Origin of the sequence: Arsenicibacter rosenii (assembly GCF_001870735.1) — a bacterium.
GTDB classification, from domain to species: Bacteria; Bacteroidota; Bacteroidia; order Cytophagales; family Spirosomataceae; genus Arsenicibacter; species Arsenicibacter rosenii.
In genome coordinates, this window is record NZ_MORL01000012.1 from 107,155 (window position 1) to 131,079 (window position 23,925).

At 53.1% G+C, this 23,925-nt stretch carries 19 protein-coding genes; 8 read left to right on the plus strand and 11 right to left on the minus strand.

The features are described from left to right. Positions 1 to 46: 46 nt before the first annotated feature. From BLX24_RS19835 to BLX24_RS19845, 3 genes are read right to left on the minus strand one after another with little or no spacing between them, the layout of a single operon-like run. Positions 47 to 973, minus strand: a complete 927-nt coding sequence (locus BLX24_RS19835; RefSeq protein WP_071504938.1) for a sugar phosphate isomerase/epimerase family protein — start codon at positions 971 to 973, stop codon at positions 47 to 49. 25 nt (positions 974 to 998) lie between these two features. Continuing rightward, complete coding sequence (locus BLX24_RS19840) at positions 999 to 2,726, minus strand: GMC oxidoreductase (RefSeq protein WP_071504939.1); 1,728 nt, start codon at positions 2,724 to 2,726, stop codon at positions 999 to 1,001. 51 nt (positions 2,727 to 2,777) lie between these two features. Beyond that, entirely contained in the window at positions 2,778 to 5,045 is a 2,268-nt protein-coding gene (locus BLX24_RS19845) for a S41 family peptidase (protein WP_071504940.1), read from the minus strand. A gap of 212 nt (positions 5,046 to 5,257) precedes the next feature. Between BLX24_RS19845 and BLX24_RS19850 the strand changes: the two genes are divergently transcribed. Continuing rightward, on the plus strand, positions 5,258 to 5,944 hold the full coding sequence (locus BLX24_RS19850; protein WP_071504941.1) for a DUF4440 domain-containing protein: 687 nt from the start codon (positions 5,258 to 5,260) through the stop codon (positions 5,942 to 5,944). Between the two features lie 52 nt (positions 5,945 to 5,996). On the opposite strand, the gene BLX24_RS19855 is transcribed toward BLX24_RS19850, so the two are convergent. After that, positions 5,997 to 6,824: a 5'-methylthioadenosine/adenosylhomocysteine nucleosidase gene (locus tag BLX24_RS19855; protein WP_071504942.1), complete on the minus strand. Its 828-nt coding sequence runs from the start codon at positions 6,822 to 6,824 to the stop codon at positions 5,997 to 5,999. A 143-nt stretch (positions 6,825 to 6,967) separates the two neighbouring features. Here BLX24_RS19855 and BLX24_RS19860 point away from each other — a divergent pair, with 143 nt between their 5' ends. Next, entirely contained in the window at positions 6,968 to 7,435 is a 468-nt protein-coding gene (locus BLX24_RS19860; RefSeq protein ID WP_071504943.1) for a hypothetical protein, read from the plus strand. On the opposite strand, the gene BLX24_RS19865 is transcribed toward BLX24_RS19860, so the two are convergent. The 3 genes from BLX24_RS19865 to BLX24_RS19875 form a co-directional block, all read right to left on the minus strand. Then, entirely contained in the window at positions 7,432 to 9,192 is a 1,761-nt protein-coding gene (locus tag BLX24_RS19865; RefSeq protein ID WP_071504976.1) for an ABC transporter ATP-binding protein, read from the minus strand. The two genes, BLX24_RS19860 and BLX24_RS19865, sit on opposite strands and share 4 nt — an antisense overlap. Positions 9,193 to 9,300: 108 nt before the next feature. Continuing rightward, a complete protein-coding gene (locus tag BLX24_RS19870) occupies positions 9,301 to 10,461 on the minus strand; it encodes a flavin-containing monooxygenase (RefSeq protein WP_262482996.1) in 1,161 nt (386 codons plus the stop codon). Between the two features lie 8 nt (positions 10,462 to 10,469). Beyond that, entirely contained in the window at positions 10,470 to 10,919 is a 450-nt protein-coding gene (locus BLX24_RS19875) for a DUF2147 domain-containing protein (RefSeq protein WP_071504944.1), read from the minus strand. 114 nt (positions 10,920 to 11,033) lie between these two features. On the opposite strand from BLX24_RS19875, the gene BLX24_RS19880 reads away from it, so the two are divergent. Then, complete coding sequence (locus BLX24_RS19880) at positions 11,034 to 11,549, plus strand: acyl-CoA thioesterase (RefSeq protein WP_071504945.1); 516 nt, start codon at positions 11,034 to 11,036, stop codon at positions 11,547 to 11,549. A 265-nt stretch (positions 11,550 to 11,814) separates the two neighbouring features. On the opposite strand, the gene BLX24_RS19885 is transcribed toward BLX24_RS19880, so the two are convergent. Both BLX24_RS19885 and BLX24_RS19890 read right to left on the minus strand, forming a co-directional pair. Next, on the minus strand, positions 11,815 to 13,575 hold the full coding sequence (locus tag BLX24_RS19885; protein ID WP_071504946.1) for an IlvD/Edd family dehydratase: 1,761 nt from the start codon (positions 13,573 to 13,575) through the stop codon (positions 11,815 to 11,817). Between the two features lie 253 nt (positions 13,576 to 13,828). Further along, on the minus strand, positions 13,829 to 15,340 hold the full coding sequence (locus BLX24_RS19890; RefSeq protein ID WP_071504947.1) for a DEAD/DEAH box helicase: 1,512 nt from the start codon (positions 15,338 to 15,340) through the stop codon (positions 13,829 to 13,831). 159 nt (positions 15,341 to 15,499) lie between these two features. On the opposite strand from BLX24_RS19890, the gene BLX24_RS19895 reads away from it, so the two are divergent. From BLX24_RS19895 to BLX24_RS19905, 3 genes are read left to right on the plus strand one after another with little or no spacing between them, the layout of a single operon-like run. Then, a complete protein-coding gene (locus BLX24_RS19895) occupies positions 15,500 to 16,315 on the plus strand; it encodes an MlaE family ABC transporter permease (RefSeq protein WP_071504948.1) in 816 nt (271 codons plus the stop codon). A 5-nt stretch (positions 16,316 to 16,320) separates the two neighbouring features. Beyond that, positions 16,321 to 17,094 carry an ABC transporter ATP-binding protein gene (locus tag BLX24_RS19900; RefSeq protein ID WP_071504949.1) on the plus strand — a complete coding sequence of 258 codons (774 nt, stop codon included), beginning with the start codon at positions 16,321 to 16,323 and terminating at the stop codon, positions 17,092 to 17,094. 39 nt (positions 17,095 to 17,133) lie between these two features. Beyond that, a complete protein-coding gene (locus BLX24_RS19905; protein WP_071504950.1) occupies positions 17,134 to 18,138 on the plus strand; it encodes an MlaD family protein in 1,005 nt (334 codons plus the stop codon). 117 nt (positions 18,139 to 18,255) lie between these two features. Here BLX24_RS19905 and BLX24_RS19910 read toward each other — a convergent pair whose 3' ends face one another. Both BLX24_RS19910 and BLX24_RS19915 read right to left on the minus strand, forming a co-directional pair. Beyond that, the gene (locus tag BLX24_RS19910) at positions 18,256 to 19,029 is read right to left on the minus strand and encodes an SDR family NAD(P)-dependent oxidoreductase (RefSeq protein WP_071504951.1); all 774 of its coding nucleotides are present in this window, start codon (positions 19,027 to 19,029) and stop codon (positions 18,256 to 18,258) included. 102 nt (positions 19,030 to 19,131) lie between these two features. Further along, a complete protein-coding gene (locus tag BLX24_RS19915; RefSeq protein WP_071504952.1) occupies positions 19,132 to 20,796 on the minus strand; it encodes a UxaA family hydrolase in 1,665 nt (554 codons plus the stop codon). Positions 20,797 to 20,983: 187 nt separating this feature from the next. Here BLX24_RS19915 and BLX24_RS19920 point away from each other — a divergent pair, with 187 nt between their 5' ends. Together BLX24_RS19920 and ade are read left to right on the plus strand one after the other, a co-directional pair. After that, a complete protein-coding gene (locus BLX24_RS19920) occupies positions 20,984 to 22,177 on the plus strand; it encodes an acyltransferase family protein (protein ID WP_374755010.1) in 1,194 nt (397 codons plus the stop codon). Positions 22,178 to 22,179: 2 nt separating this feature from the next. Beyond that, on the plus strand, positions 22,180 to 23,808 hold the full coding sequence (gene ade, locus BLX24_RS19925; protein ID WP_071504953.1) for an adenine deaminase: 1,629 nt from the start codon (positions 22,180 to 22,182) through the stop codon (positions 23,806 to 23,808). The last annotated feature ends 117 nt before the right edge of the window (positions 23,809 to 23,925 follow it).

Genomic DNA, 23,925 nt, shown 5'->3' on the forward strand with positions numbered 1-23,925 from the left:
TTAGTCTGTTGGTATTATTTCAGACAAAAATAGTGATTTTTCGGGGCTAGATAAAGTATTTACGGATGGCTTTGGGGTAGTCAGGTATAGCCAGTTCGGGTTCGGCAATCTCCGGATGCCACATTTTTTCCCATTCGAAACTGTAAAAACCGGTATAGCCATCGTTGCGGAGGGCTGTAATCGCCTCCTGCAAAGGTGCATCGCCCTGGCCTAACAGAACGTATTGGTGCGTGTTACCCGTTACGCGTGCGTCTTTGACATGGACGTGCCGGATGTATTTTTTGAGCGTTTTATGCACCGCTGCGGGGGCCTCTCTGCCCTCCACCCACATATTGAAAATATCCCAGATCAGCCCGACGTTAGGGTGTTCGGCCTGGCCCATAATACGGGTCAGGTAGTTGGTGGTGACCAGTTCGCCATGCGATTCGAGGAGCACCTGTACCTTGCTGCCTTTGGCGTGATTACCCAGTTCAAGCAGCCCCTGACTGATAAGGCCAAGCGTTTTCTCCCGGTCCTGATCCTTGGGCAGGCTATCCGGAAACACCCGCACAAACGGGCAGTCGAGCTGCTGAGCCATATCAATAAACCGGCGGGCTTCGTCCAGGTTTTTCTGCCGTTTGGCCGGGTCGGCGTGGTGCATCTGGGCCGACGAGCCAAGGTCGCAGACGCTCAGCTTCCGGTCTCTGAACCGGCGCAGCGTAGCCGACAATGCGGCCGGACTGCTGAATTCAGGGCGTTTGCTCAGATCGAGCTCGCCTTCCAGTCCCCGGATTTCTACGGCGTCGTAGCCACTGTCGGCCGCCGTTTTCAGGATGGTATCGAGCGACCATTTCGGGCAGCCCAGCGTCGAAAAAGCCAGCCGGGGGGTAGCCAATGGTGCAGGCCGCGCCAGCGATAGGGTAGGGCCGCTTTGCAGGGCCGCGGCTCCTGCCAGTCCCAGTGTTGTCTGGAGAAAATGTCGCCGTGAATGCATAAGGAGTTGATCGTTTTTGATCGTTTTAAAGTTTACCGGATTTCAGTTGTTTCACGGCATAATGAGCGGCCCGCGCCGTGAGGGCCATGTAGGTCAGTGACGGATTCTGCGTAGAGGTGGAGGTCATGCAGGCCCCGTCGGTGACAAACACATTCGGACAGGCATGGAGCTGGTTCCAGCGGTTCAGCATGGACGTTTTCGGATCATGCCCCATCCGGACACCACCCATTTCGTGATTTTCGTTGCCGGGCCTGCGCTGCGTATCGACCGTCCGGATGTTGGTAAAGCCGGCTTTGGTGTACATCTCCGTAAACTGCTCAAAAAAGTCGTTCAGGATTTTTTCGTCGTTATCGTCATACGCTACATGGACCCGTAGCTGTGGCATCCCGAACGGATCTGTCAAAGTACTGTCGGTGTAAACGCGGTTAGTGGCCTTCGGAATGGTTTCGGCCATCATGTTAGAGCCGATGTTCCAGCCGTTCCACGACCGTTTGTTCAGGTTTTCCTTCAACGTTTCGCCCCAGCCCGACTGATCCCGTCTGGCCGGCCGGTCGGCGGAAAACGTAGCGGCATAGCCCCGCAGAAACCCGGATGCCGGACCGCTCGTTTCCTGCTTGTGGAGATTCCGGAAGCGGGGAATGTAACAGCTGTTCGGGCGTTGCCCGTCGGTTGCCGAGTCGAGCTGCCCGTCATAGCTGGCGTAAATACGTCCGCGGTAACTGTGAAACGCCACAAAGCGGCCAAGTATGTCGTGGTCGTTGCCCAGCCCCGCCGGAAAGCGGTTCGAAGTAGAGTTCAGCAGAATCAGACTGGTATTGAGGGCCGAAGCGTTTAGGAAAATAATTTTGGCATAGTATTCCGTCATGCCGAGGGTTCGGGCGTCAATCACCCGTACGCCGACGGCTTTTTTCTTTTGTTCGTTATAAATCACCGAATGCACTACCGAATGGGGTTGCAAGGTCAGATTGCCGGTGCGTTCGGCCCAGGGTAAGGTTGAGGAGTTGGTACTGTAATAGCCGCCATAGGGACATCCGCGCTCGCACAAGGTCCGGTGCTGACACTGTCCGCGGCCTTGCTGGCTGTGAATGGCGGCGGGCTTTGTCAGGTGTGCCGCCCGCCCCATGATAACAAAGCGGTCGGTATAGTTTCTGGCCACCTGATTCCGGAAATATTTCTCGACGCACGACATTTCGTGGGGCGGCAGAAATTCGCCGTCGGGCAGATTGGGAAGGCCGTCTTTATTGCCGGTTATCCCCGCAAACCGTTCGACGTGGCTATACCAGGGTGCGAGATCGGCATAGCGGATGGGCCAGTCAACGGCATAGCCGTCGCGGGCAGGCCCTTCAAAGTCAAAGTCACTCCAGCGCTGGGTCTGCCGCCCCCAAACCAGCGACCGGCCGCCCACCTGATAGAAATGAATCCAGTCGAAGGGCGTCTCCTGTATGTAAGGGTGTGTACTGTCTTTAGCGTAGAAATGAATCGTATCTTCCCGGAAAGCGTAGTGGCGGCTGGCGATCGGGTACTCTTTTTTGATTAGCGCCGGAACTTCGGTCAGGTGCGGAAACTCCCATGGTGACTGCATGGCCGTTGGGTAATCGGTGACGTGTTGTACAGGCCGCCCGCGTTCCAGCACCAGCGTTTTCAGTCCTTTTCCGGTTAATTCTTTGGCCGCCCAGCCCCCGCTGATACCGGTGCCCACCACGATGGCATCATAGGTGCGGTCTTTAACACTATCTAGATTCAAATAAGCCATAGTCGGGTGATTGATCGTCTCTGGTAAAAGAATCCATCACCCGAAAAATAATCATGGCTTCGTACTGCCTGACTCGTTTATGATGTCAATGGCCTTCCGCATCAGCTCATCGTGGCCGCTGCGGATGCCCTCAATAGTCGGTTTAACCATCACATCCGGCACAATGCCGATACGTTGGGTTTCCCGGCCATCGGGATAATAAACGCCAATGCCCGAGATAGCCGTTGAAATAGCACCCGGCAGGTAGAACTGGGAGATATTACCGTCGGCACCGGCCGTCTGACTGCCAACAACTACTACATTGGGCGATGCCCGGAAGGCCATGGTGGTATATTCGGCGTTGCTCTGCGACAGTTCGTTCACCAGAATCACTACTTTCCCCGGAAAATGCGCTCCGCCTTTTTTACCCACATTGAGCGGAGAAGACATCATGAACAAGCCGGGGTTGGCAATGCTGCCATACGAAAACTTAACAAATGGGGTTGGTTTGTCAACGAAGTAATTGCCCAGCGTGAAAACAATAAAATCAGCCGGGTAGCACCGCATATCGACAATAATGCCTTTTGCGTTGGCCGTCGCTTTCTGGATGGCCGGAACGTGGCTGTTTTTGATTCTGGCCGGGAAAATCAGTCCGATAGACCCGGGCAACATCCGGAAGCTGGTATCGTGCGGGACGCTCATCCAGTCAAGATTCAGGTTCATCGGCAGTTCATTTCTGAGGTACCGCTTAACGGCTAATGTCATCGGCTTTCCGTCGCGGGTGATACTTACGTCGACCTCCGCTGAACTGCCGCGCAACAGGTCCTGTGCCATATTACGGAGCCGCGTCGGTTCGTTAGAGCCCTGATAATAAGGGAATTTTTGCTTTACCCAGTCAGCAATCGTCTGTTTATCAATGTGGGTAATTACATCGCCTGTCTTAAGACCGGATGCCGCTCCTTTTTCCGGATGGTAATACCCTGTTACAACCGCCTGATTGTCGACAAACCGTGCCTGTACCGGTGCGCGGTAAAGACCTTTCCATTTATCCAGCGCAGGACTATTCCCCCAGATACCGGCATGGGAGTCCTGTACGCGGGCAATGAGGGCCATGGTGGCCAGCGTATAGGCTTCGGCGGTATTGGCCATGGCAAACACGGGGATAAACTCATCCAAAACAGCAGGCCAGTCTTCTTTGATCAGGTGACGATAGGGGAAAAAATACTGAATAATATTCCAGTACCGGAACAGGCTCAGCATCCGTAGCCCGCCATCGGTCGGGTTCATGCCCGGGTACGTATCTTCATGCTGAAACTGTGGATTCTGCACCCCGGGAACGAGCGATATGTAATAATTCCGTCCGCTGTTCCGGTGTTGATAAACCTCGTTTAACCGGAGACTCAGGGTTGGTGAAAACAGTTTATTGTCGTTGAGCCAGCGAAGGTCAGGGGTTAATACGACATCATCAATACGGCTGGTATCCGTGCCCTTGTCGGCAGGGAGAGGGCCGAGTTTATCGAGCCAGACAGTCAGTAGCTTGCTGCGTTCGTCGGCCGAGGCAGCCTCCAGTACAGACGGCAAAATCCGGAACAGTTCGTTGTCCCAGTTATAATCACCGGCAGCCACGGCCGGATGGTGGTATTTGAGAAAGCCCCAGACACGGCCCAGCACGGCCAGGTTGGCAATCTGCTGTTTGGTCGGCACGCCCAGACTGATGGTGGTTCCTTTCCGGAAAGCCGTATCCTGCAACGCCTTCACCTGCCGTTCGGCGTTCAGTTTGATGGCCGACATATCCGCCCCGTCGACCTTGAGCGTCAGATTGTCGAACCAGACGGTGCCTTCGCCGGAGAGCAGGCCGCCAATGTAAATCTGCTCGCCGTCTTTGGGCAGTTTCAGCTTAATCGAATACAGTTTCCAGTCGGCGGTGCCTTTGATGTTCTGTTTCTGCATGTTATCGAACTCCAGAACACCGCGGGTGCCGTCGATCCGCATCCAGAGTCCCGCATAACCGGTAACAAAGCTGGTTTTGATATAGCCGCTCAATTCAATCTCCTTACCGCTGAAATTAGCCGGTATAACAAAGGAAAAGGCTTTAAACGACTGTGCTTTGGCATCAGGTGCCGACTGGAGCCGGAGCGAGTAGCTCCCTTCCTGACGCACTAATGAGTCAAGGTACATTTTATAGCCCTCGACCTCGCCGGAGCTCCATTCGGCGGGCAAACCGGTATTACCGGCTTTTCGTTCGAAACCAAGGTTGGTCGGAAACTGAGCAAAAGTCCGGTTACCGGAAAGACAGCAGAAACAAAAAAGCAGGAGGTAACGCAAACGTGATAAAGGCATGTGGTGCAAAACTGGTTTTGTTATATTGTGTGAAGATGCTACTTAACCCCGGAAGGGTTGTGATTGACGCTGTTAATTTAACGTTTCTTATGATTTGTCCGGGGCAGAAGCGGACAAACGGGGCTTCGGTTATTTTAATGGCTGCTGCGCTTTGCCAGGGTATTGGTAACCCATACATTTGTGGCTGTACATAACCTAACATCCTGTTACCTATGAAATCTAAGCATTTTGTCAGCCTTTCGGTGGCTGCCAGTTTTGCCGTGCTGGCTACAACCGGTTTATTAATTTATTTCGGTCAGGGCAATCACATTATCGATCATACCCATGCCTGGATGGGTATTTTGTTTTTCAGCGGCGCTGTTTTTCATATCACCAACAACTGGGCTTCTATAAAGGGGTATTCAATCAACCGGAAAGGGGGCGGGCTTAAGCGGGAGCTGATCATTCCGGTGCTGGTTGTAGCTCTGTTTACGACCGGTATTGCCGCCGACTGGCCGGTGTTCAAAGATCTGGCTAATGCCGGTAAAAAGCTGTTCGGGCCGAAGCGGAAGGAGCGGGGCCTCTCACAGGCCGCTGCCGATTCCATTGCCCGGAAAGTGACCGCTGATTTCCAGAAAGCCATGACGGCCGGAGATACCGCCTCGCTTGCCAGGCTGCTGACAGACAAAGCGCTGGTGAATACCGGCGACAGCACATTTAAAACAAAGGCCGATGTGCTGGCACTGCCTGCCGCCACCGGAACCGCGGCCGTACAGGTTGACCAGGCCACAATGGTGGACGAAAAAGTAATTGTATCAGCAGGCACCGTGAGTGCCGGGGCCGGTAAAAAGCCATTTACCGGCGTACTGAACGAAGCCGGCGGAAGCTGGAAAATTGCTGCCTGGCAGGTGTCGCAGTAGGTATAAGTGTAATTCATGGATCTGAAGCATGCCGGGCGACCGGCATGCTTTGTTATAACCCCTTCACAATCGCCATGACCAGATTCGCGGAGTTGGCTGCGGCAACGCTCAGGAAAGCGTACATATCGCGGCGGGCGTTGCTGTTGGCTTTGTCGCTCATGCTCCGGATCACCAGACACGGCACATGCAACTGATGACAGACCTGCGCCACGGCCGCTCCCTCCATTTCTGTCGCGTCGGCCTGAAAGTCGGTACGCAGCCGGTTAACCAGCTCTTCAGAAGCCACAAACTGATCACCCGTAACAACGGTCCCTGTCATTACCGACGGGGGGCGCGAAGCACCGGGAATCGGGGCAAAGGCCATCGACCGGGCTACGGCCTGCGCCCTGAGCAGCAGGATGGAGTCGGCGGGGAAATACGCCGGATTCAGTTGCCGGTTGATGGGGTTCCGTGTCCGGAAGTTGGGTTGCTGGTCGGCCGTTAAGGTGCGGTAGTCGTAATAGCCGGTCTGTCGCGAAATAACCAGATCGCCGGGCTGTAACGATGGATGGAGGCCACCCGCAATACCCGTAAATAGCACCGACGTGGGGTGGAAATAGGTTAGCAGCAGGGTGGTGGTCATAGCGGCATTCACCTTGCCGACTCCCGTTTCGGCAACCACCACCTGCTTCCCGCCCAGGTCGCCTGTTGTGAAGCGTATGCCTTCGATTTCGCGTATTACCGGTGAATGCAGGGATTCAATCACCAGTTTTACCTCCGCATCAAATGCACCCAGCAAGCCTATAACGGGGGCGGCCTTTCCGGTAGGTTGGGCCTTGCTTTCCGGAGCGCTGGTGAGCGTAACCAGAACAATACTGAGAACGGATAAGAATCGGCGCATAGCAGGTTGATAAAGTTGAATAGACATCAGAACCGGACCACTAAAATAGGATTCTTAACAAAGCCGGACAACCCGGGTTGAAGAAAGATGACGTTTCAGGAGAATCGTCGGGTTTGGCAAGAACGTATTAACAACAGAAAACCATGCATACGAACAACAGTCTGGTAAGAGAGGTCGGAACGGCCATCGGAGTCGGGGTACTGGCGGGCCTGGCCGGCACACTGGCAATGACCGTTTCGCAAATGATCGAAATGAAGCTGACCGAACGGAAGCCAAGCACAGTACCGGCCGATGCTGTCGCAAAGGTGCTTGATGTGAAACCGACCAATAAGCAACAGAAAGAAAAAGTATCTCAGGAAGTACACTATACCTACGGCACCACCTGGGGAATTCCGCGCGGACTGCTGACGCTGGCAGGCCTGAAGGGCTGGGAAGCGACACTGGCGCATTTTGTTGCTGTTTGGGGGACCGAACAGATCATGCTTCCGAACCTGAAACTGGCTCCCCCTATAAACGAAGAAGAGCCTCAGGCCATTGCGACCGACGCTCTTCATCATGCGGTATATGCCATTGCGACCGGGCTCGTCTACGATGCCATCGATCAGAGCTAGGCCATTTCCTTATATTGCATCCGGTAAAGGTTGGCATAAAATCCTTCGTGTTGCAGCAGTTCCTCGTGGGTGCCCTGCTCCATGATCCGGCCTTTGTCGACGACAATAATATTATGGGCTTTCTGAATGGTCGACAGCCGGTGAGCAATCACAATGGCTGTCCGGCCTTTCATGAGTTTACCGATTGCTTCCTGAATCAGTTCTTCCGTCTCGGTGTCAACCGATGAGGTAGCTTCGTCGAGTACGATGATTTTCGGATCCTGCACCATGGCCCGGACAAAGGAAATCAGCTGACGCTGGCCGACAGACAGAGTCGCTCCGCGTTCCATAACGTTATAGTCGTATCCACCCGGCAGGCGCTCAATGAAGTCATGTACGCCGACAAGCTTAGCGGCCTCGATCATTTTTTCACGGCTGATGCTCTTGTCGCCGAGCGTAATGTTGTTTTCAATCGTATCCGAAAACAGAAACACATCCTGTAACACCACCCCGATATTCCGGCGCAGCGATCCGAGTTCGTACTCATGCAGATCAACGCCATCGACGGTAATATGGCCCTGGTTGATGTCGTAAAAACGGCTCAGCAGGTTTATAATCGATGATTTACCGGCTCCGGTTGCGCCGACAAACGCGACCGTGTCCCCTTCGTTTACGGTAAACGAAATATCCCGCAATACATAGTTTTCATCGTTGTAGGCAAACCATACCTTGTCGAACGTGACGTTGCCCCGCAGATGGTCCGGCACATACGACCCGTTGTTGACAGTATAATCGTTGCTGTCGAGCAAGGTCAGAATACGGTCGGTACTGACAATGCCCATTTGCAGGGTATTAAAGCGGTCGGCCAGCATCCGGATCGGGCGGAAAAACAGGTTGATAAACATCACAAAGGCCGTGACGGTCCCGAACGTTACCTGCTCATTCAGGATTTCCCGCGCCCCGTACCAGACCACCAGCCCGGTACCGGCAGCCGACAGAATATCGGCGACGGGAAAGTAAATCGAGTAATACCAGATAGACCGGATATTGGCTTTACGATGCTCGTTGTTGATGGCCCGGAATTTCTCCGCTTCGATTTTTTCACTACTGAAAATCTGGACAATACTCATGCCCGTAATGTGCTCCTGTACAAAGGAGTTAAGATTAGAGACCGCCGCCCGGACTTCGTTAAACGAGTCCTTAATTTTCTCCTTGAACACGTAGGTGCTGAAGAGCATCAGCGGAACCATCGACAGACTGATAGTGGCCAGCCGCCAGTCGGTCCAGAACATAACGCCGATAATCAGCACGAGCTGCAGAATATCACCTGCCACAGCTGCCATGCCTTCGCTGAATACGTCGGCCAGGGTTTCAATGTCTGAAATAGTACGGGTTACTAACCGGCCAATGGGCGTGTTGTCAAAAAATTTAAGACGAAGGCTTAATATTTTGCGATACAGCTGAATCCGGATGTCGCGGATGATATGCTGGCCTAGCCAGCCCGACATGTACGTGCTCGAAAACTGTACAATCGCCGACAAAACCAGCACGGCCACCATGATCAGCAGCATGCGGGTAAGACCGGCATAGTCACCGGCGACTACCTCGTTATCAATCGTATAGCGAATGAGTAACGGAGTCAGCGGTGACAGACAGGCCCCCAGCAGAATCACAAAAACAAGTAAATAAAACTGGCGCTGATAAGGCCGTATAAATGCGTATAAACGTCTTAGGGTAACGAGATCAAAAATTTGACCACTCTTTTTTTCTTCGTTCACGGGCAGCAGGTAGAGGTCGATTCGGAAGGGTAACAGCAATTTTTGCGGAAAAGTTACCAATACTCCCGATAGCCGGGCTGATTTAACTGGTAATGGCCCGTCAACGGCTTACGGCCGGGGGGCTTTGGCGGATGTCATCAGGTGCTTGATGATTTTTTCTGAATCCAGCCGTACCCCGCGCAGGATGCCGGTCAGGGGAGTCGCAAAGCCCAGAAAACAGAGTCCCGCCAGCGCGGGCGTATCAAACCATAACTGACGGGCATAGCCTTTTTCGTTCAGCACCTGCGCCGATAAATCGTCGCCGAGCAGCGTTTGCAGGCCCGGGCGATAGCCGGTAGCCAGAATGATGGCGTCGAACGGGAGTTCGCTGCCGTCGGTAAAGGTAACAGACTCGCGGTTAATCTGCTGCACACCCGGTTTTACGCCGATATGGCCGGCCTTAATGGCGTCTACCGTACCAATGTCGATAACCGGAATTTTGCCCAGCTTCCGGATCTGGTAAGAAGGCGGGTAGGGCGGTTTTTGCAGCCCGTAGGCCGACAGATCGCCGACGCCGAGCCGTTGTGAAAGCCCCGATGCCAGGTCGTAGAGCCAGTCGGGGAACTGGCTCAGAAAGATCGCCGTGGGCTGGGCAGGACGCCCGTAGGTATCCCGTTTAACGATGTTCAGCGGGCTCCGGACCGAGATAACCGGACGGGCACCGTATTCGTATAAATCCAGGGCCAGTTCGGTGCCGGTATTCCCCATACCTACCACCAGCACGTTCTCGTCGCGGAACGGGGAGCCGTTGCGGTAATCGCGGCTGTGCCAGATAATGCCCCGGAAATTAGTTTGACCGGGCAGTTCCGGCTGATTAGGTACGCGGTTATATCCCGTGGCCACAATTACCTGCCGGGCCAGAAACGTATCGGTGCCGGTCTGCACCCGCCATTGTCCGTCGGCTTGTCGGCGGATCTGCTGCACCTGCTGATTAAAAAGCGGAGCAATCCCGAAATGAGCGGCATAATCTTCCAGGTAATCGACCACATCCAGCCGCGAGGGATAAGTCGGGGTATCGTCGGGAAACGGAAAATGGGGGAGGCCCGAATGCTCCTTTACCGTATGCAGGTGCAACCGGTCGTAATGTGTCCGCCACGAGAAGCCGATGTGTTCCGAGGCTTCGATGATGGTAAAAGGCTGTTTGTGATGGGCCAGCTGCCCGGCCATCGCTAATCCGGCCGGGCCTGCCCCGATAATCAGTGTGTCACAATATACTGGTTGATCAGTCAAGGTCTGACTCATTTTACCCGTGTCCAGGTTTGTGTTTTTCCAATCAGTGATATACCGACAAAGCCGCGGACATCGAGCGTATTCGCGTCTTTGAGCGTTAACTTACACGAATAGGTCTTGCCATCTTCGGGATTGTAGATTTTACCTTCATCCCATACATTTCCGCCGTCGTATTCAAAGTTAGTTAAATTTACCAGACCCAGAACCGGACGGTTGTGGTTGGCTGCATTTTCGTTTTTTACGTCTGTTTTAGGCTTGCCGGTTGCGGGATCGTTGGGCTCTTTCAGCCAGACAATCTTACCGAAATATTTGTCCCCTTGTTTATAGAGCTGGATATGCCCCTTTTTAGTACCGTTGAGCCATGTGCCGACAATGGCGTCGGGATTGCTTTGTGCGTGTGCAGAAAAGATGCCTACGAAAAATACCAGTACGACTACCCAAAAGGTTTGTTTCAGCATAGAAATTATGGTTTTTAGTTGAAAGTATTGAACTAACGCAAATATCTGGAAGCAGATTACATTGATAAATACTTTTCGCTCAATTTTGTTAAACGAATAAACAACAATAACCTCATGTTTAAACGCGATCCTTATAAAAGCTACCCCACCGAAACCGAGTCCCGTATGATCATCCGGTTTCAGGATTGTGACCCGCTTCAGCACCTGAATAATGCCAAATACTTTGATTATTACTTCAATGCACGGGAAGACCAGGTGGCCAAACTCTATGATTTTAACCCGGGACAGATGTTCCGGGAGTTTAAAACCAGCTGGGTAGTGTATCAGCATCAGATTGCCTACATCCGCCCGGCACAGGTGAGCGAATGGGTACGGGTTATGTCACGGCTTATCTTCTATGATACCGACACAACCGTAACCGAATACTATATGACCGATGATTCGAAGACGCAGCTGAAAAATGTGTTGTGGGTAACCTCAAAATACATCAGTGTGGAAACCGGCAAGCGTATTCCCCATCATCCGGCGGTGATGGAGCTTCTGGAAGTCACACAGGTCCCGCACCTGAACTTTCAGGAACTCAACTTCAATGACCGCATCCGGGATATTAAAAACCGACTATCACTGTGATTGAATGACGGACTATGATTAGCATGATTGAATGATGGACTATGATTAGTATGGTTGAATGACGGACTATGATTGAATGATGGACTATGATTAGTATGGTTGAAGGACGGACTATGATTAGTATGATTAAAGGATGAACTATGATTGCTTCGATTGAATGATTAAGCTCAAAAAAAACTCAATCACATAATTTTAAAAATCATAGTCCGTCATTTAATCATGCTAATCATAGTCAATCATAGTCAATCATAGTCAAACATAGTCTTTAGTGACTGTCCCGTTTCACCACCGAGCCTGACGAGCCTTTCAGGAAGTCGAGGTCGGCGCCTTCGTGGGCCTGGGTGACGTGGCGGATATACATACCGACATACCCACGGTTGTAGCCAAGGTCAATCGGTTTGAAGTGTACCAGACGGGCGGCCAGGTCCTGATCGGAGACGTGCAGGTGCAGCAGCCGTTGTTCTACATCCAGCGTGATCAGGTCGCCGTTTTGTACGAGGGCCAGATTGCCGCCCACCGCCGATTCAGGCGATACGTGCAGCACCACCGTACCGAAGCCTGTGCCGCTCATCCGGCCGTCCGAAATCCGTACCATGTCGTGTACGCCCTGCGCCAGAATCTTTTTCGGCAGGGTCATATTGCCTACTTCGGGCATGCCGGGATAGCCTTTCGGGCCAACGTTTTTCAGCACCAGCACACAGGTCGGGTCAACGTCCAGATCAGGGTCGTCGATGCGGGCTTTGTAGTCGTCAATATTTTCGAAAACAACCGCGCGGCCGGTGTGCTTCATGAGCGCAGGGGTGGCGGCCGACGGCTTCAATACGGCCCCGTTCGGGCAAAGATTCCCTTTCAGCACCGCAATCCCTGATTCGGGCTTAAACGGCTCATCGACTGACGCAATGACTTCGCGGTCATAGCAGGCTGCTTTTTCGCAGTTCTGGCCAATAGTTTTGCCGTTGGCTGTAATGGCTTCGTTATGCAGCACACCCCGCAGCTCGCGGATGATGGCCGGCAGGCCACCGGCATAAAACAGGTCTTCGACAAAGTGTTCGCCTGACGGCTGCAGGTTGGCCAGTAAGGGAATATTGGCCGACAGCCGGTCGAAATCATCGATGCTGAGGTCAACACCGATCCGGCCAGCGATAGCCAGCAGGTGAATGATAAAGTTGGTTGAACCGCCCAGGGCTGCGTTGACCATGATGGCGTTTTCGAACGCTTCCCGTGTCAGAATATCCGACGGTTTCAGGTCTTTGCGTACCATCTCGACAATCTGCATACCGGCCATGTGGGCCATTACTTTCCGGCGCGAGTCGGCCGCCGGAATTGTGGCGTTGTCGGGTAAGGCCAGCCCCAGGGATTCGGCCATGGCGGCCATTGTAGAAGCGGTGCCCATCACGGCGCAGTGTCCCTGACTACGGGCCATGCATGCTTCGGCTGTGACAAACTCTTCCTGCGACATGGCTCCCGTCTTAAAATCCTCGGCGAAGCGCCACAGATCACTCGTGCCAATCTTGCGCCCCTGGTAGCGGCCGGCCAGCATCGGTCCGCCCGACAGGACAATACTCGGAATATCTACGCTACAGGCACCCATGATGAGCGATGGCGTTGTTTTGTCGCAGCCACACATCAGCACAACCCCGTCGAGGGAGTTGGCCCGCAGGCTTTCTTCAACATCCATACTCGCCAGGTTCCGGAACAGCATGGCCGTTGGTTTGATCTGGCATTCGCCCAGCGACATCACCGGAAACTCCAGCGGAAAACCACCGGCCTCCCAGATCCCCCGCTTAACGGCTTCGGCCAGTTCGCGGAAGTGAGCGTTGCACGGCGTCAGTTCCGACCAGGTATTACAAATACCGATGACCGGTTTTTCACCCGTGAATAAGTGATGGGGGAAGCCCTGATTTTTCATCCAGGCGCGGTAAATAAAGCCGTCCTTGCCGGTGCGGCCGAACCATTCCTGGGAGCGGAGTTTAGGATTTTGTGAAGAAGCGTCGGTGGTTGACTCGTTTTTGTCAGTCGTATCCATTCGGTAATAAGATCAGTAAGCGCGTTCTGTATAGCTATCAAAGAACGTACCGCGTTGAACTTACCCGGCGCGGGGAGATTATTAAGCGCAATAGTATAGCTAACAGCCTTTTTATGCTGCCTCTTTTTCCTACGATAGAATAGTAGAGCTTTAGCTATAAGTCGAAAAAAAATTAATCGACACAGGTATTCCGGGTAGATTTTATCATGCACCCGGAATACCTGTAATTCACCCAAAGCGCCTTGAGTGATGATTAATTTTCTGTATTGCCAGCCCCTGCCTCCGGCTTCGGCTTGCGGCGCTTGTTGCGGCGCTTTTTACGGACGGGAGCTGTACCGTCGGCTGCGACCGGAGCGGATGCATCGGAAAGGCTTTCCGCACGTTGCGACGGGGCAGGAGCGGCTTCAGTCCGGACCGGATCCGTCGCAGACTGAGCCAGTGTATTACCTTCAGCCGCGGCGTTTCGTGGCTTGTTGTTGTTGCGCCGGTTTGATTTAGATCTTTTGTTATCCTGTCCCTGCGGCTGCATTTCGCCGGAGTCCCCCGTTTTCGGCTTACTCTTGCCGGGTTTCTTGCGGCCTTTCTGCTGCGGATCGCCCATGCGCCGGCTGTTCGGCTGGTAGGCAGGGGTGTCGCCGAACTCAGCCGGGACCTCGCCTTTCGGAATGTCTTCGCCCAGCAGTCGCTCAATGGCCGACAGCTTACGCTGCTCGGTTTCGCTGACAAAGGTGTAGGCAATCCCATCGGTTTCGGCGCGGGCCGTCCGGCCGATGCGGTGGACATAATCTTCGCCGTCGTGCGGTACATCGTAGTTGATGACCAGGTTGATATTGTCGATATCGATACCCCGCGAAACGATGTCGGTTGCCACCAGAATGGGCAGTTGCCGGTGCTTAAACCGGCTGAGCACCTGCTCCCGTTCGCCCTGCTCAAGGTCTGAGTGAATGGCATCGGCGGCGAATTTGGCCTGCTTCAGTTCAAAAACCAGCTGTTTGACATTCTCTTTCCGCGAACAGAAAATCAGTACCGACGGGAAGTTGTGCTGCCGCAGCAGATAAGCAATCAGCGGATTCTTCTGCCGTTGATAGATGATGAAAGCGGCCTGCTTGATCCGTGTCGGCGGCTTCGAAATCGAGAGCATGATTTCCAGCGGCTCATGCAGGATACGCCGTGCCAGTTCCTTGATTTTCGGCGGCATGGTCGCCGTTAAAAATAAGTTCTGGCGTTTGGGCGGTAAGTATGACAATATTTTGAGTATATCGCCATGGAAACCCATGTCGAGCATACGGTCGGCTTCATCCAGAACCAGAAACTGCAGGTGTTTGATACTGACATACCCCATATTGAGGTGGCTGATGAGCCGGCCGGGCGTACAGACAACAATGTCGGCTCCTGTAGTCAGCGCGCGCTGTTCCTTACTGAACGCGTTGCCGTCGGCCCCGCCGTAAATGGCAATCGAACTGACAGGGGTAAAGTAGGAGAAACCCTCCAGATTTTGTACGATCTGAATAGCCAGCTCCCGCGTCGGAACGATGACCAGTGCTTTAACTGATCCGTCGTCGCCGGAAGCGATGCTGAGTTTATGAAGAATCGGTAACAGATAAGAGGCTGTCTTGCCCGTTCCGGTCTGTGCCGAAACAAGGATATCCTGGCCCGCCAGTACTGCCGGAATAACCTGTTCCTGAACAGGAGTTGCCGTTTGATAGTTCATGGCGTCGATGCCTTCCATTAGCTGGTCATCGAAGCCAAATTCTGAAAATTTCAAGATAAACGTGCGAGAATGGTTTACGTTGCAGTAAAGTAATAGTTTTTTATGGAAAGTCCTATTCCTAACAAAATCAAACCAGTTTAGAACAATACCGTTATAATCCTACATTTGGTCAGATGCTACACACATCAGACACCCAACCACTACACAAGTTTTATGTCGAAACCTAACACTAAACCAGATGAGGCAGAAGCAGAAAAGCCGGTAATCACCAGACGGTTAGATCAGGTTTTTCTGGATCTGAATGACGTGGCCCAGTTTGTGGCACGGTTCTTCCGGGAGGTGTTTGTACCTCCTTACGAAGGCAAGGAAATCATCCGGCAGTGCTATGCTGTCGGGTATAAATCGCTCGGATTAATTTCGTTAACGGGGTTTATTACCGGGATCGTTTTTACGAATCAGTCGCGTCCGTCGCTGGCGGAGTTCGGAGCGACCTCGTGGTTACCGTCGCTGATCGCCATTGCTCTGGTACGGGCCCTGGCTCCGCTCGTAACAGCCCTGATCGCTTCCGGGAAGGTAGGGTCAAACATTGGTGCCGAACTGGGATCCATGCGGGTAACCGAACAAATTGACGCCATGGAAGTTTCGGCTACCAACCCCTATAAGTTCCTTGTCGTAACGAGGGTGCTGGCTACGACGCTGACCATTCCGGTACTGACGCTCTACACCATGTTTGTCGGGTTGATGGGCGCATTTGTCAATGTTACGGCTAACGAACAGACCAGCTTTCCGTCGTTTATCCAGGAGGTGTTCGGGGCCATCACCTACCTTGACTTGTTTTCGTCTGTGATAAAGTCATTCTTTTTCGGGTTTACAATCGGCATGGTCGGGAGCTATAAGGGGTATAACTCCTCGAAAGGTACCGAAGGCGTCGGCAAAGCCGCGAATGCATCGGTGGTTACCTCGATGTTTCTGGTCTTTATTGAAGAATTACTCGCACTTCAAATCGTTTCCGCGCTACGTGGCGGCTGATCACTATGGAAGAAAAACATAAGGAAATCGACCGTGGCAATGCCGTCATTCAGATTAAAGGGCTTAAAAAGTCGTTCGGAGACCTGCATGTCCTGCGTGGTGTCGATCTGGATATTTTCAAGGGCGAAAACCTGGTTGTACTGGGGCGGTCGGGTACCGGTAAGTCGGTACTGATCAAAATCATTGCGGGATTGTTGAAACCCGATGCCGGCTCGGTCAATGTATTGGGCGACGATGTAGCCAGTCTGAAACCTAAAGAACTGGACCAGCTGCGGCTTAAAATCGGGTTCTCGTTTCAGAACAGTGCGCTCTACGATAGTATGACCGTGCGCGAAAATCTGGAGTTCCCGCTGGTGCGTAATGTGCGGGACCTGAGTCGGGCCGATATTGACGCCGCCGTCGAAGAGGTACTCGAAAACGTCGGTCTCTCACAAACCATCAACCAGATGCCGTCGGAACTATCGGGCGGGCAGCGTAAACGGATCGGCATTGCACGGACGCTGATTCTGAAACCGGAAATTATGCTCTATGATGAGCCAACCGCCGGTCTTGACCCGATTACGTCTATCGATATCAACAACCTGATCAATGAAGTGCAGGAACGCAATCATACCTCGTCGATCATTATTACCCATGACCTGACCTGTGCCAAAATGACCGGCGACCGGGTGGCGATGCTGCTCGACGGCCGTTTTGAGCGCCAGGGAACGTTTGATGAGGTATTTAATACAGACGATGAGCGGGTGAAGGCGTTTTACGATTACAATTTTATTCAGTAACACTTCACACACTCATTCACTCAATCACTCATTAGTACTATGAAAGGCGATAATAAACGGGGCATAATTGTGGGCATTTTCGTGGCCCTTGGCTTGCTGATTTTGGTGGCAGGCATTCTGATCCTGGGTGGCCAGCAGAAGCGGTTTACCAGCTCAATCCGGGTTAATGCAATTTTCGACGATGTGGGCGGGTTAAAGGCCGGAAACAACGTCTGGTTTTCGGGCGTAAAAATCGGAACGGTCCGGCGGGTGTTTTTTTACGGCACTTCGCAGGTGGAAGTCGAGATGAATATCGAAGAAAAATCACAGCAATACATCCGGAAGGATGCAAAAGCGACGATCAGTTCGGATGGCTTGATCGGTAATAAAATTGTGTTGATCATCGGCGGGACCCCTAAAGTGGAGCCGGTGGAAGACGGTGACATTCTGAAAACACAGGCTGCCCTGAGCTCCGATCAGATCATGGAAACCTTGCAGGAAAACAACCAGAACCTGTTGCAGGTAACCAAGGATTTTAAGGAGATGGTTGGGAAGATCAAGCGCGGCAAAGGCACCGTAGGCGCCGTACTGACGGATACGATGCTGGCTGAAAACTTCCGGAATACGATCAAAAATATGGAGGCCGCCTCGAAGAGTGCCGCACGGGTTTCCGGCTCTCTTTCGCAGTTTGCCGCAAAAATGAATACGAAAGGAGCGCTGGCCAACGAACTGGTGACCGATACGACGGTCTTCCGGAGTCTGCGGGCGTCGGCACAGAAGCTCCGGCAGGCATCTGATAATGCCGTTGGCGTAACGAATCAGGCAGCGGTCATCACCCGTAATCTGGAGCAAACGACCAACAAACTGAACTCGCCGAACTCACCACTCGGGGTGCTGATGCAGGACGAAGAAACGGCGAAAAACCTGAAAAATACCCTTCAGAACCTGAACAGGGGCAGTGTGCTGCTAAACGAAGACCTCGAAGCGGCTCAGCATAATTTTCTGCTGAAAGGCTATTTCAAAAAGAAAGAAAAGGAAAAGCAGAAAGAGGTGGAAAAGCAGTAAAACATACTTTTGTCAAAACCTGACGTCGGGATGACAAAAGTAGTATATATTGGTGGCACGACCGGGCGTCTCCGACCGGCAGGCGTTCTGTCTAAGTCGTGCCACCACTTTTTAAGGCTAGTTATTCAGCCGGACGAAACCACCGTCGATTGGGTAGTCGCAGCCGGTAATAAAGCCGGCTTCGTCGGAACACAGGTAGAGCGCCAGCGCACCCACTTCTTCCGGTTTCGCCATCCGGCCAATCGGTTGGGTAGCAGCTAGTTTGGCAAACATCTCTGCCTCCTGACCCGGGTAGGTCCGTGCCAGAAAACCGTCGACAAACGGCGTATGGACGCGGGCCGGTGAAATGCAGTTACACCGGATGTTATGCTTCAGGTAATCTTTCGCAATGGACAGGGTCATGCTCACTACCGCTCCTTTACTCATCGAATAGGCAAACCGGTCCGGGAGTCCGACTGTAGCCGCAATTGACGCCATATTCAGTATCACGCCGCCGCCGTTGGCTTTCAGGTGCGGAATCACCGCATGGACGCAGTTATACACCCCTTTGATATTCACATTGAAAATGCGCTCAAAGTCGGCTTCAGACGTTGTCTCTGCCGTACCGATATGGGCGATACCGGCGTTATTGACCAGGATATGAACCGGTTCGTGCGCCCCAATGCCATTGATTACCTCGTCGACATTGGCCTGCTTCGATACATCTACGGCATGGGCAAACACCTTACCACCCTGTGCCGTCAGGTCGTTGGCTACCTGCTGTGCCTGGTCAATATTTAACTCAAGAATATGAACAGTGGCACCGGCCTTCGCAAACGTCTGCGAAATCGCGAGCCCGATTCCGCTGGCCCCACCGGTAATTAGTGCCGTTTTATTAACTAATGAAAACATGATTTAAAGAGCGAAAGAGGGAAAGAGTGAAAGAGCGGACTGCATAGCTACGAACGAGGATACAAAATCACTCATTCGCTCATTCACTCTTTCACTCATTAATTATAGTGAAACGCCGCGTTTCCACGGGATAAAATCATCCTGACCCAGACGTTCGGCCTGGGTAATTTCGTCGCCCGATGCTAAGCGGATGATGTATTCCAGCAGGGCCTCCGCATTGTCTTCGATGCTTTGCTCACCGTCGATGATCGGGCCGCTATCGAAATCGATCACGTCCGGCATGCGCGCTTTGAGCTTTTTATTGGTCGAGATTTTAACCACCGGACAAACGGGGTTACCCGTTGGCGTACCCAGCCCCGTGGTAAACAGGATGACGTTGGCACCCGAACCGGCCATACCGGTTGTTGCCTCTACATCGTTGCCCGGCGTACAAAGCAGGTTGAGGCCCGGCGTCACGACCGGTTCGGCATAATCCAGCACATCGGCAACCGGTGCCAGACCGCCTTTTTTCGCCGCTCCGGCCGACTTGATGGCGTCGGTGATCAGCCCGTCCTTGATGTTGCCCGGCGACGGGTTCATGTCAAACCCCGAACCAACCGCTTCGGCCTGAGCGGAGTAGGCCTGCATCAGGTCGATAAATTTCTGCGCCTTGGCGGTATCGGCAGTCCGGTTAATGAGTTCCTGTTCAACGCCGCACAGCTCCGGAAACTCGGCCAATACGGTTTTGCCGCCCAGGCTAACCACCATATCCGACAAGTGTCCGATGGCCGGATTGGCGGAAATGCCCGAAAAACCGTCGGACCCGCCACACTTCAGACCAACGGTCAGCTGGCTCAGCGGGGCAGGTTTACGTTCGTTTTTGTTGGCGTCTACCAGGGCCAGAAATGTTTCTTTTATCGCCTGTGCCATCAGGGCTGTTTCGGTACCGGCCTGCTGTTCAAACAAGAGCAACGGCTTGTTAAATTTCGGATTCTGGCGGCGTACTTCCTTTTCCAGCATCTCGGTTTGCAGGTGCTGGCAGCCCAGACTCATAACGGTAGCACCGGCCACGTTCGGGTTATTGATAAAGCCGGCCAGCAATGAACACAACACGGCTGAATCCTGGCGGGTACCGCCGCAGCCCATCTCGTGGGTCAGAAACTTAATGCCGTCGATATTCTTAAACGGCCGGTTAGCCCTTGCCTGTGTCCGGATCTGTGCCGGATCAACGAACGGCTGCATTTTATGAATGACCTCGTGCTGTCCGGCCTGATAGAGGTGAAGCAGTTCGCGGACGTGTTCGCGGTAAATATCCGGTTGGGCATAACCAAGCTCCCGCTCAAAGGCATCCTTCAGAATCATCACATTCCGGTTTTCGCAGAAAACCAGCGGGATAATCAGCCAGTAATTACGCGTACCTACGCGGCCGTCGGCGCGGTAAAAGCCGTTAAACGTACGATTCTGCCACTCCGAAACACTGAGCTTTTCCCAACTGTATGGCTTTTTCTGTTCCAGACCATACGGATCGGCATCGTGTTTCAGGTTAAAGGTGGTAATGGGTTCACCACGCCTGATCGGCTTAGTGGCTTTTCCGACCAGCACACCATACATCGTTACATGATCGCCAACCTGCAGATCATGAGTAACAAATTTGTGCTTGGCGCTTACGGAATAGGGGAGTTCATAACGTTCACCCTCAAATTCGATAACATCACCCGCCGGTAAGTCGCGTAAGGCAACAATGACGTTATCCGCCGGATGGACTTTGAGAACCTGAGCAAGACTCATGTTTACGTCGATTTTACGAAAAGTTAAGCGGGCGCAGAAATGGCCCTTCGTCCGTTGCCGGACGTATGATGATTGAATACTAATAAGAGGCTTTCCGGCACCGGATCTAATCCCGGATCGGAAAACTTCTATGTAAATTACCGACGAAACCTAAAAATTACCTACTCTCAACCCGCTCTTTATTTCCATGTCTGAAAAACAAACGGAGTTTATGGCCGGCCGCCTGATCTCCATGGATGCGTATCGGGGCTTTGTTATGTTCCTGATGACCGCCGAGTTACTGAGCTTCCACCGGCTGCACGAAGCCTTTCCCGACAGCTCTTTCTGGGCTTTTCTGGCCCATCATCAGGACCACGTCGAATGGGCGGGCTGCTCACTCCATGACCTGATTCAACCGTCGTTTTCGTTTCTGGTAGGGGTGGCGCTGCCCTACTCCATTGCGAGCCGTCAGCTGAAAGGACAATCGTTTAACGTACAGTTCGGTCATGCGCTGCGCCGGTCACTGATCCTTATTCTGCTGGGAATTTTTCTGCGCTCGACGCACCGGGAGCAAACCAATTTCACCTTCGAAGACACCCTGACCCAGATCGGCCTTGGGTATCCTTTCCTGTTTCTGCTGGGGCATGCCCGCCCGAAAATCCAGTGGGGGGCCTTTGCCGCTATTCTGGCCGGCTACTGGCTTATGTTTATTTTGTATCCGGCGCCCGGGGCTGATTTTGTCTATTCCGCCGTTGGGGTTCCGGCCGACTGGCAGGAGCATTATACCGGCCTCATGGCGCATTTTAACAAGAACAGTAACCTGGCCTGGGCGTTTGATACGTGGTTCCTGAACCTGTTCCCGCGTCCGAAACCGTTTCTGTACAATGGCGGAGGGTATGCTACGCTGAGTTTTATCCCGACACTGGGCACGATGCTGCTGGGCTTACAGGCCGGCAACTGGCTGCGCGGCGGCTTCGATAACCAGGCCCTGCTGAAACGCTTCGTACTGGCCGGTGTGGCCGGGCTGGTGCTCGGCACCCTGTGCCATCTGCTCGGGATTTGTCCGGTTGTGAAACGGATCTGGACACCGGCGTGGGTGTTGTTCAGCGGAGGCTGGTGTTTCCTGCTGCTGGCGTTTTTTTATTGGGTCATTGATGTCCGGAAAAAGCGGCGGTGGGCCTTTCCGCTGGTCGTGATCGGCATGAATTCAATCGCAATTTACTGTCTGGTGCACCTGATTGATGGGTTTATCATGAATTCGTTTTACATTCACTTCGGACATGCACCCTTCCGGATTTTCGGCGAGGCGTACGAACAGCTCCTTGTCGGGTCGCTGACACTGGCTGTTTTCTGGGTTCTCCTGTGGTGGATGTACCGACGAAAACTATTTATCAGGATTTAATCATGTTTACCGCCAATATTCTTGATCTGTTCGGTGAAACCATTTTTTATGGCGCCATCACCATTGACCAGCAACGCATTACCCACATTGAACGCCTGGGCGACGAACGCCCCGGCGAACCCTATATCCTGCCCGGCTTTGTTGATGCACATGTGCATGTTGAAAGCTCATTGCTGACGCCGGCGCAGTTTGCCCGGCTGGCGGTGGTGCATGGTACGGTGGCTACCGTGTCGGATCCGCACGAAATCGGCAATGTGGTGGGCATTGAGGGCGTACGCTACATGATCATGGATGGCAAGCGGGTTCCGTTTAAATTTAATTTCGGGGCACCTTCCTGCGTACCGGCCACAACCTTTGAAACCGCAGGGGCCACCATCAGCGTTGACGATGTCCGTGAGTTGCTGGCAATGCCCGAAATCGGATACCTGGCCGAAATGATGAACTTCCCGGGCGTGCTGCATCAGGAACCCGATGTAATGGCCAAAATCGCGCTGGCGAAGGCCGTCGATAAGCCGGTCGATGGTCATGCGCCGGGTTTACGGGGCGAGGCCGCGCAACAATATATCGATGCCGGCATTACCACCGACCATGAGTGCTTTACGTATGATGAAGGCCGCGACAAAGCCGAACGCGGTATGCTGATTCTGATCCGGGAGGGGAGTGCTGCCCGGAATTTCGGGGCGCTGATTCCGTTATTGCCCGAATTCCCGAACCAGATCATGTTCTGTTCCGACGATAAACATCCGGACACACTGGCGGCCGGGCATATCAACCAGTTAGTTGCCCGGGCAATCGGTGAGGGATATGACCGCTGGGAAGTACTGCGGGCGGCCTGTGTCAATCCGGTCCGGCACTACCACATGCCGGTCGGCCAGCTACGCATAGGCGATCCGGCCGATTTTATCCAGGTAAGCGACCTGACCACCTTTAGCGTCGAACAAACAGTGATCAACGGCGAGGTGGTGGCCCGTGGTGGTCAGTCGCTGATTCCGGACCTTCGTAGTGAGCACCTGAATCAGTTTAGCTGCTCACGGATAGACGCCGGGCAGCTGGCTGTTGCGGCAACGGGTGAGACCATCCGTGTAATTGAGGCAATGGACGGTCAGCTGATCACCAATGAACTGCACCTGCCGGCACTGGTGGCAGATGGTCAGGTGGTATCTGATGTGCAAAACGATGTGCTGAAGCTGGTCGTAGTCAACCGCTATCAGGATGCCCCGCCGGCGGTGGCGTTTATCCGGAACGTTGGCTTAATAAAAGGAGCACTGGCCTCGTCGGTCGGCCACGATTCGCATAACATTACCGCGGTAGGGTGCGACGATGAGAGCATTGCCCGGGCCATTAACCTGATCATTGATGCCAAAGGCGGTCTGTCGGCGGTAGGCGGGCAGGAGGAGTATGTTTTGCCGCTGCCGGTTGCCGGTTTGATGACAGATACCGACGGATATGTGGTTGCCGGTCAGTATACCCAACTGGATCAGTTTGCAAAACAAACCCTTGGCAGCACACTGGCGGCGCCGTTTATGACGCTTTCGTTCATGGCTTTACTGGTTATCCCATCCCTGAAACTTAGTGATAAAGGCCTATTTGATGGGGCTAAATTCCAATTTTCACCCCTTATTCTTTCGTAAAAACGCTAAGTCACACAATTCAGCATTTAGTTTATAGCTTATTTTGATGTATTTGTGCTGTATTTTAATTTTTTGGAAATTTTTGTACAATTACTATTTAAAATTCAATTTTTTGTG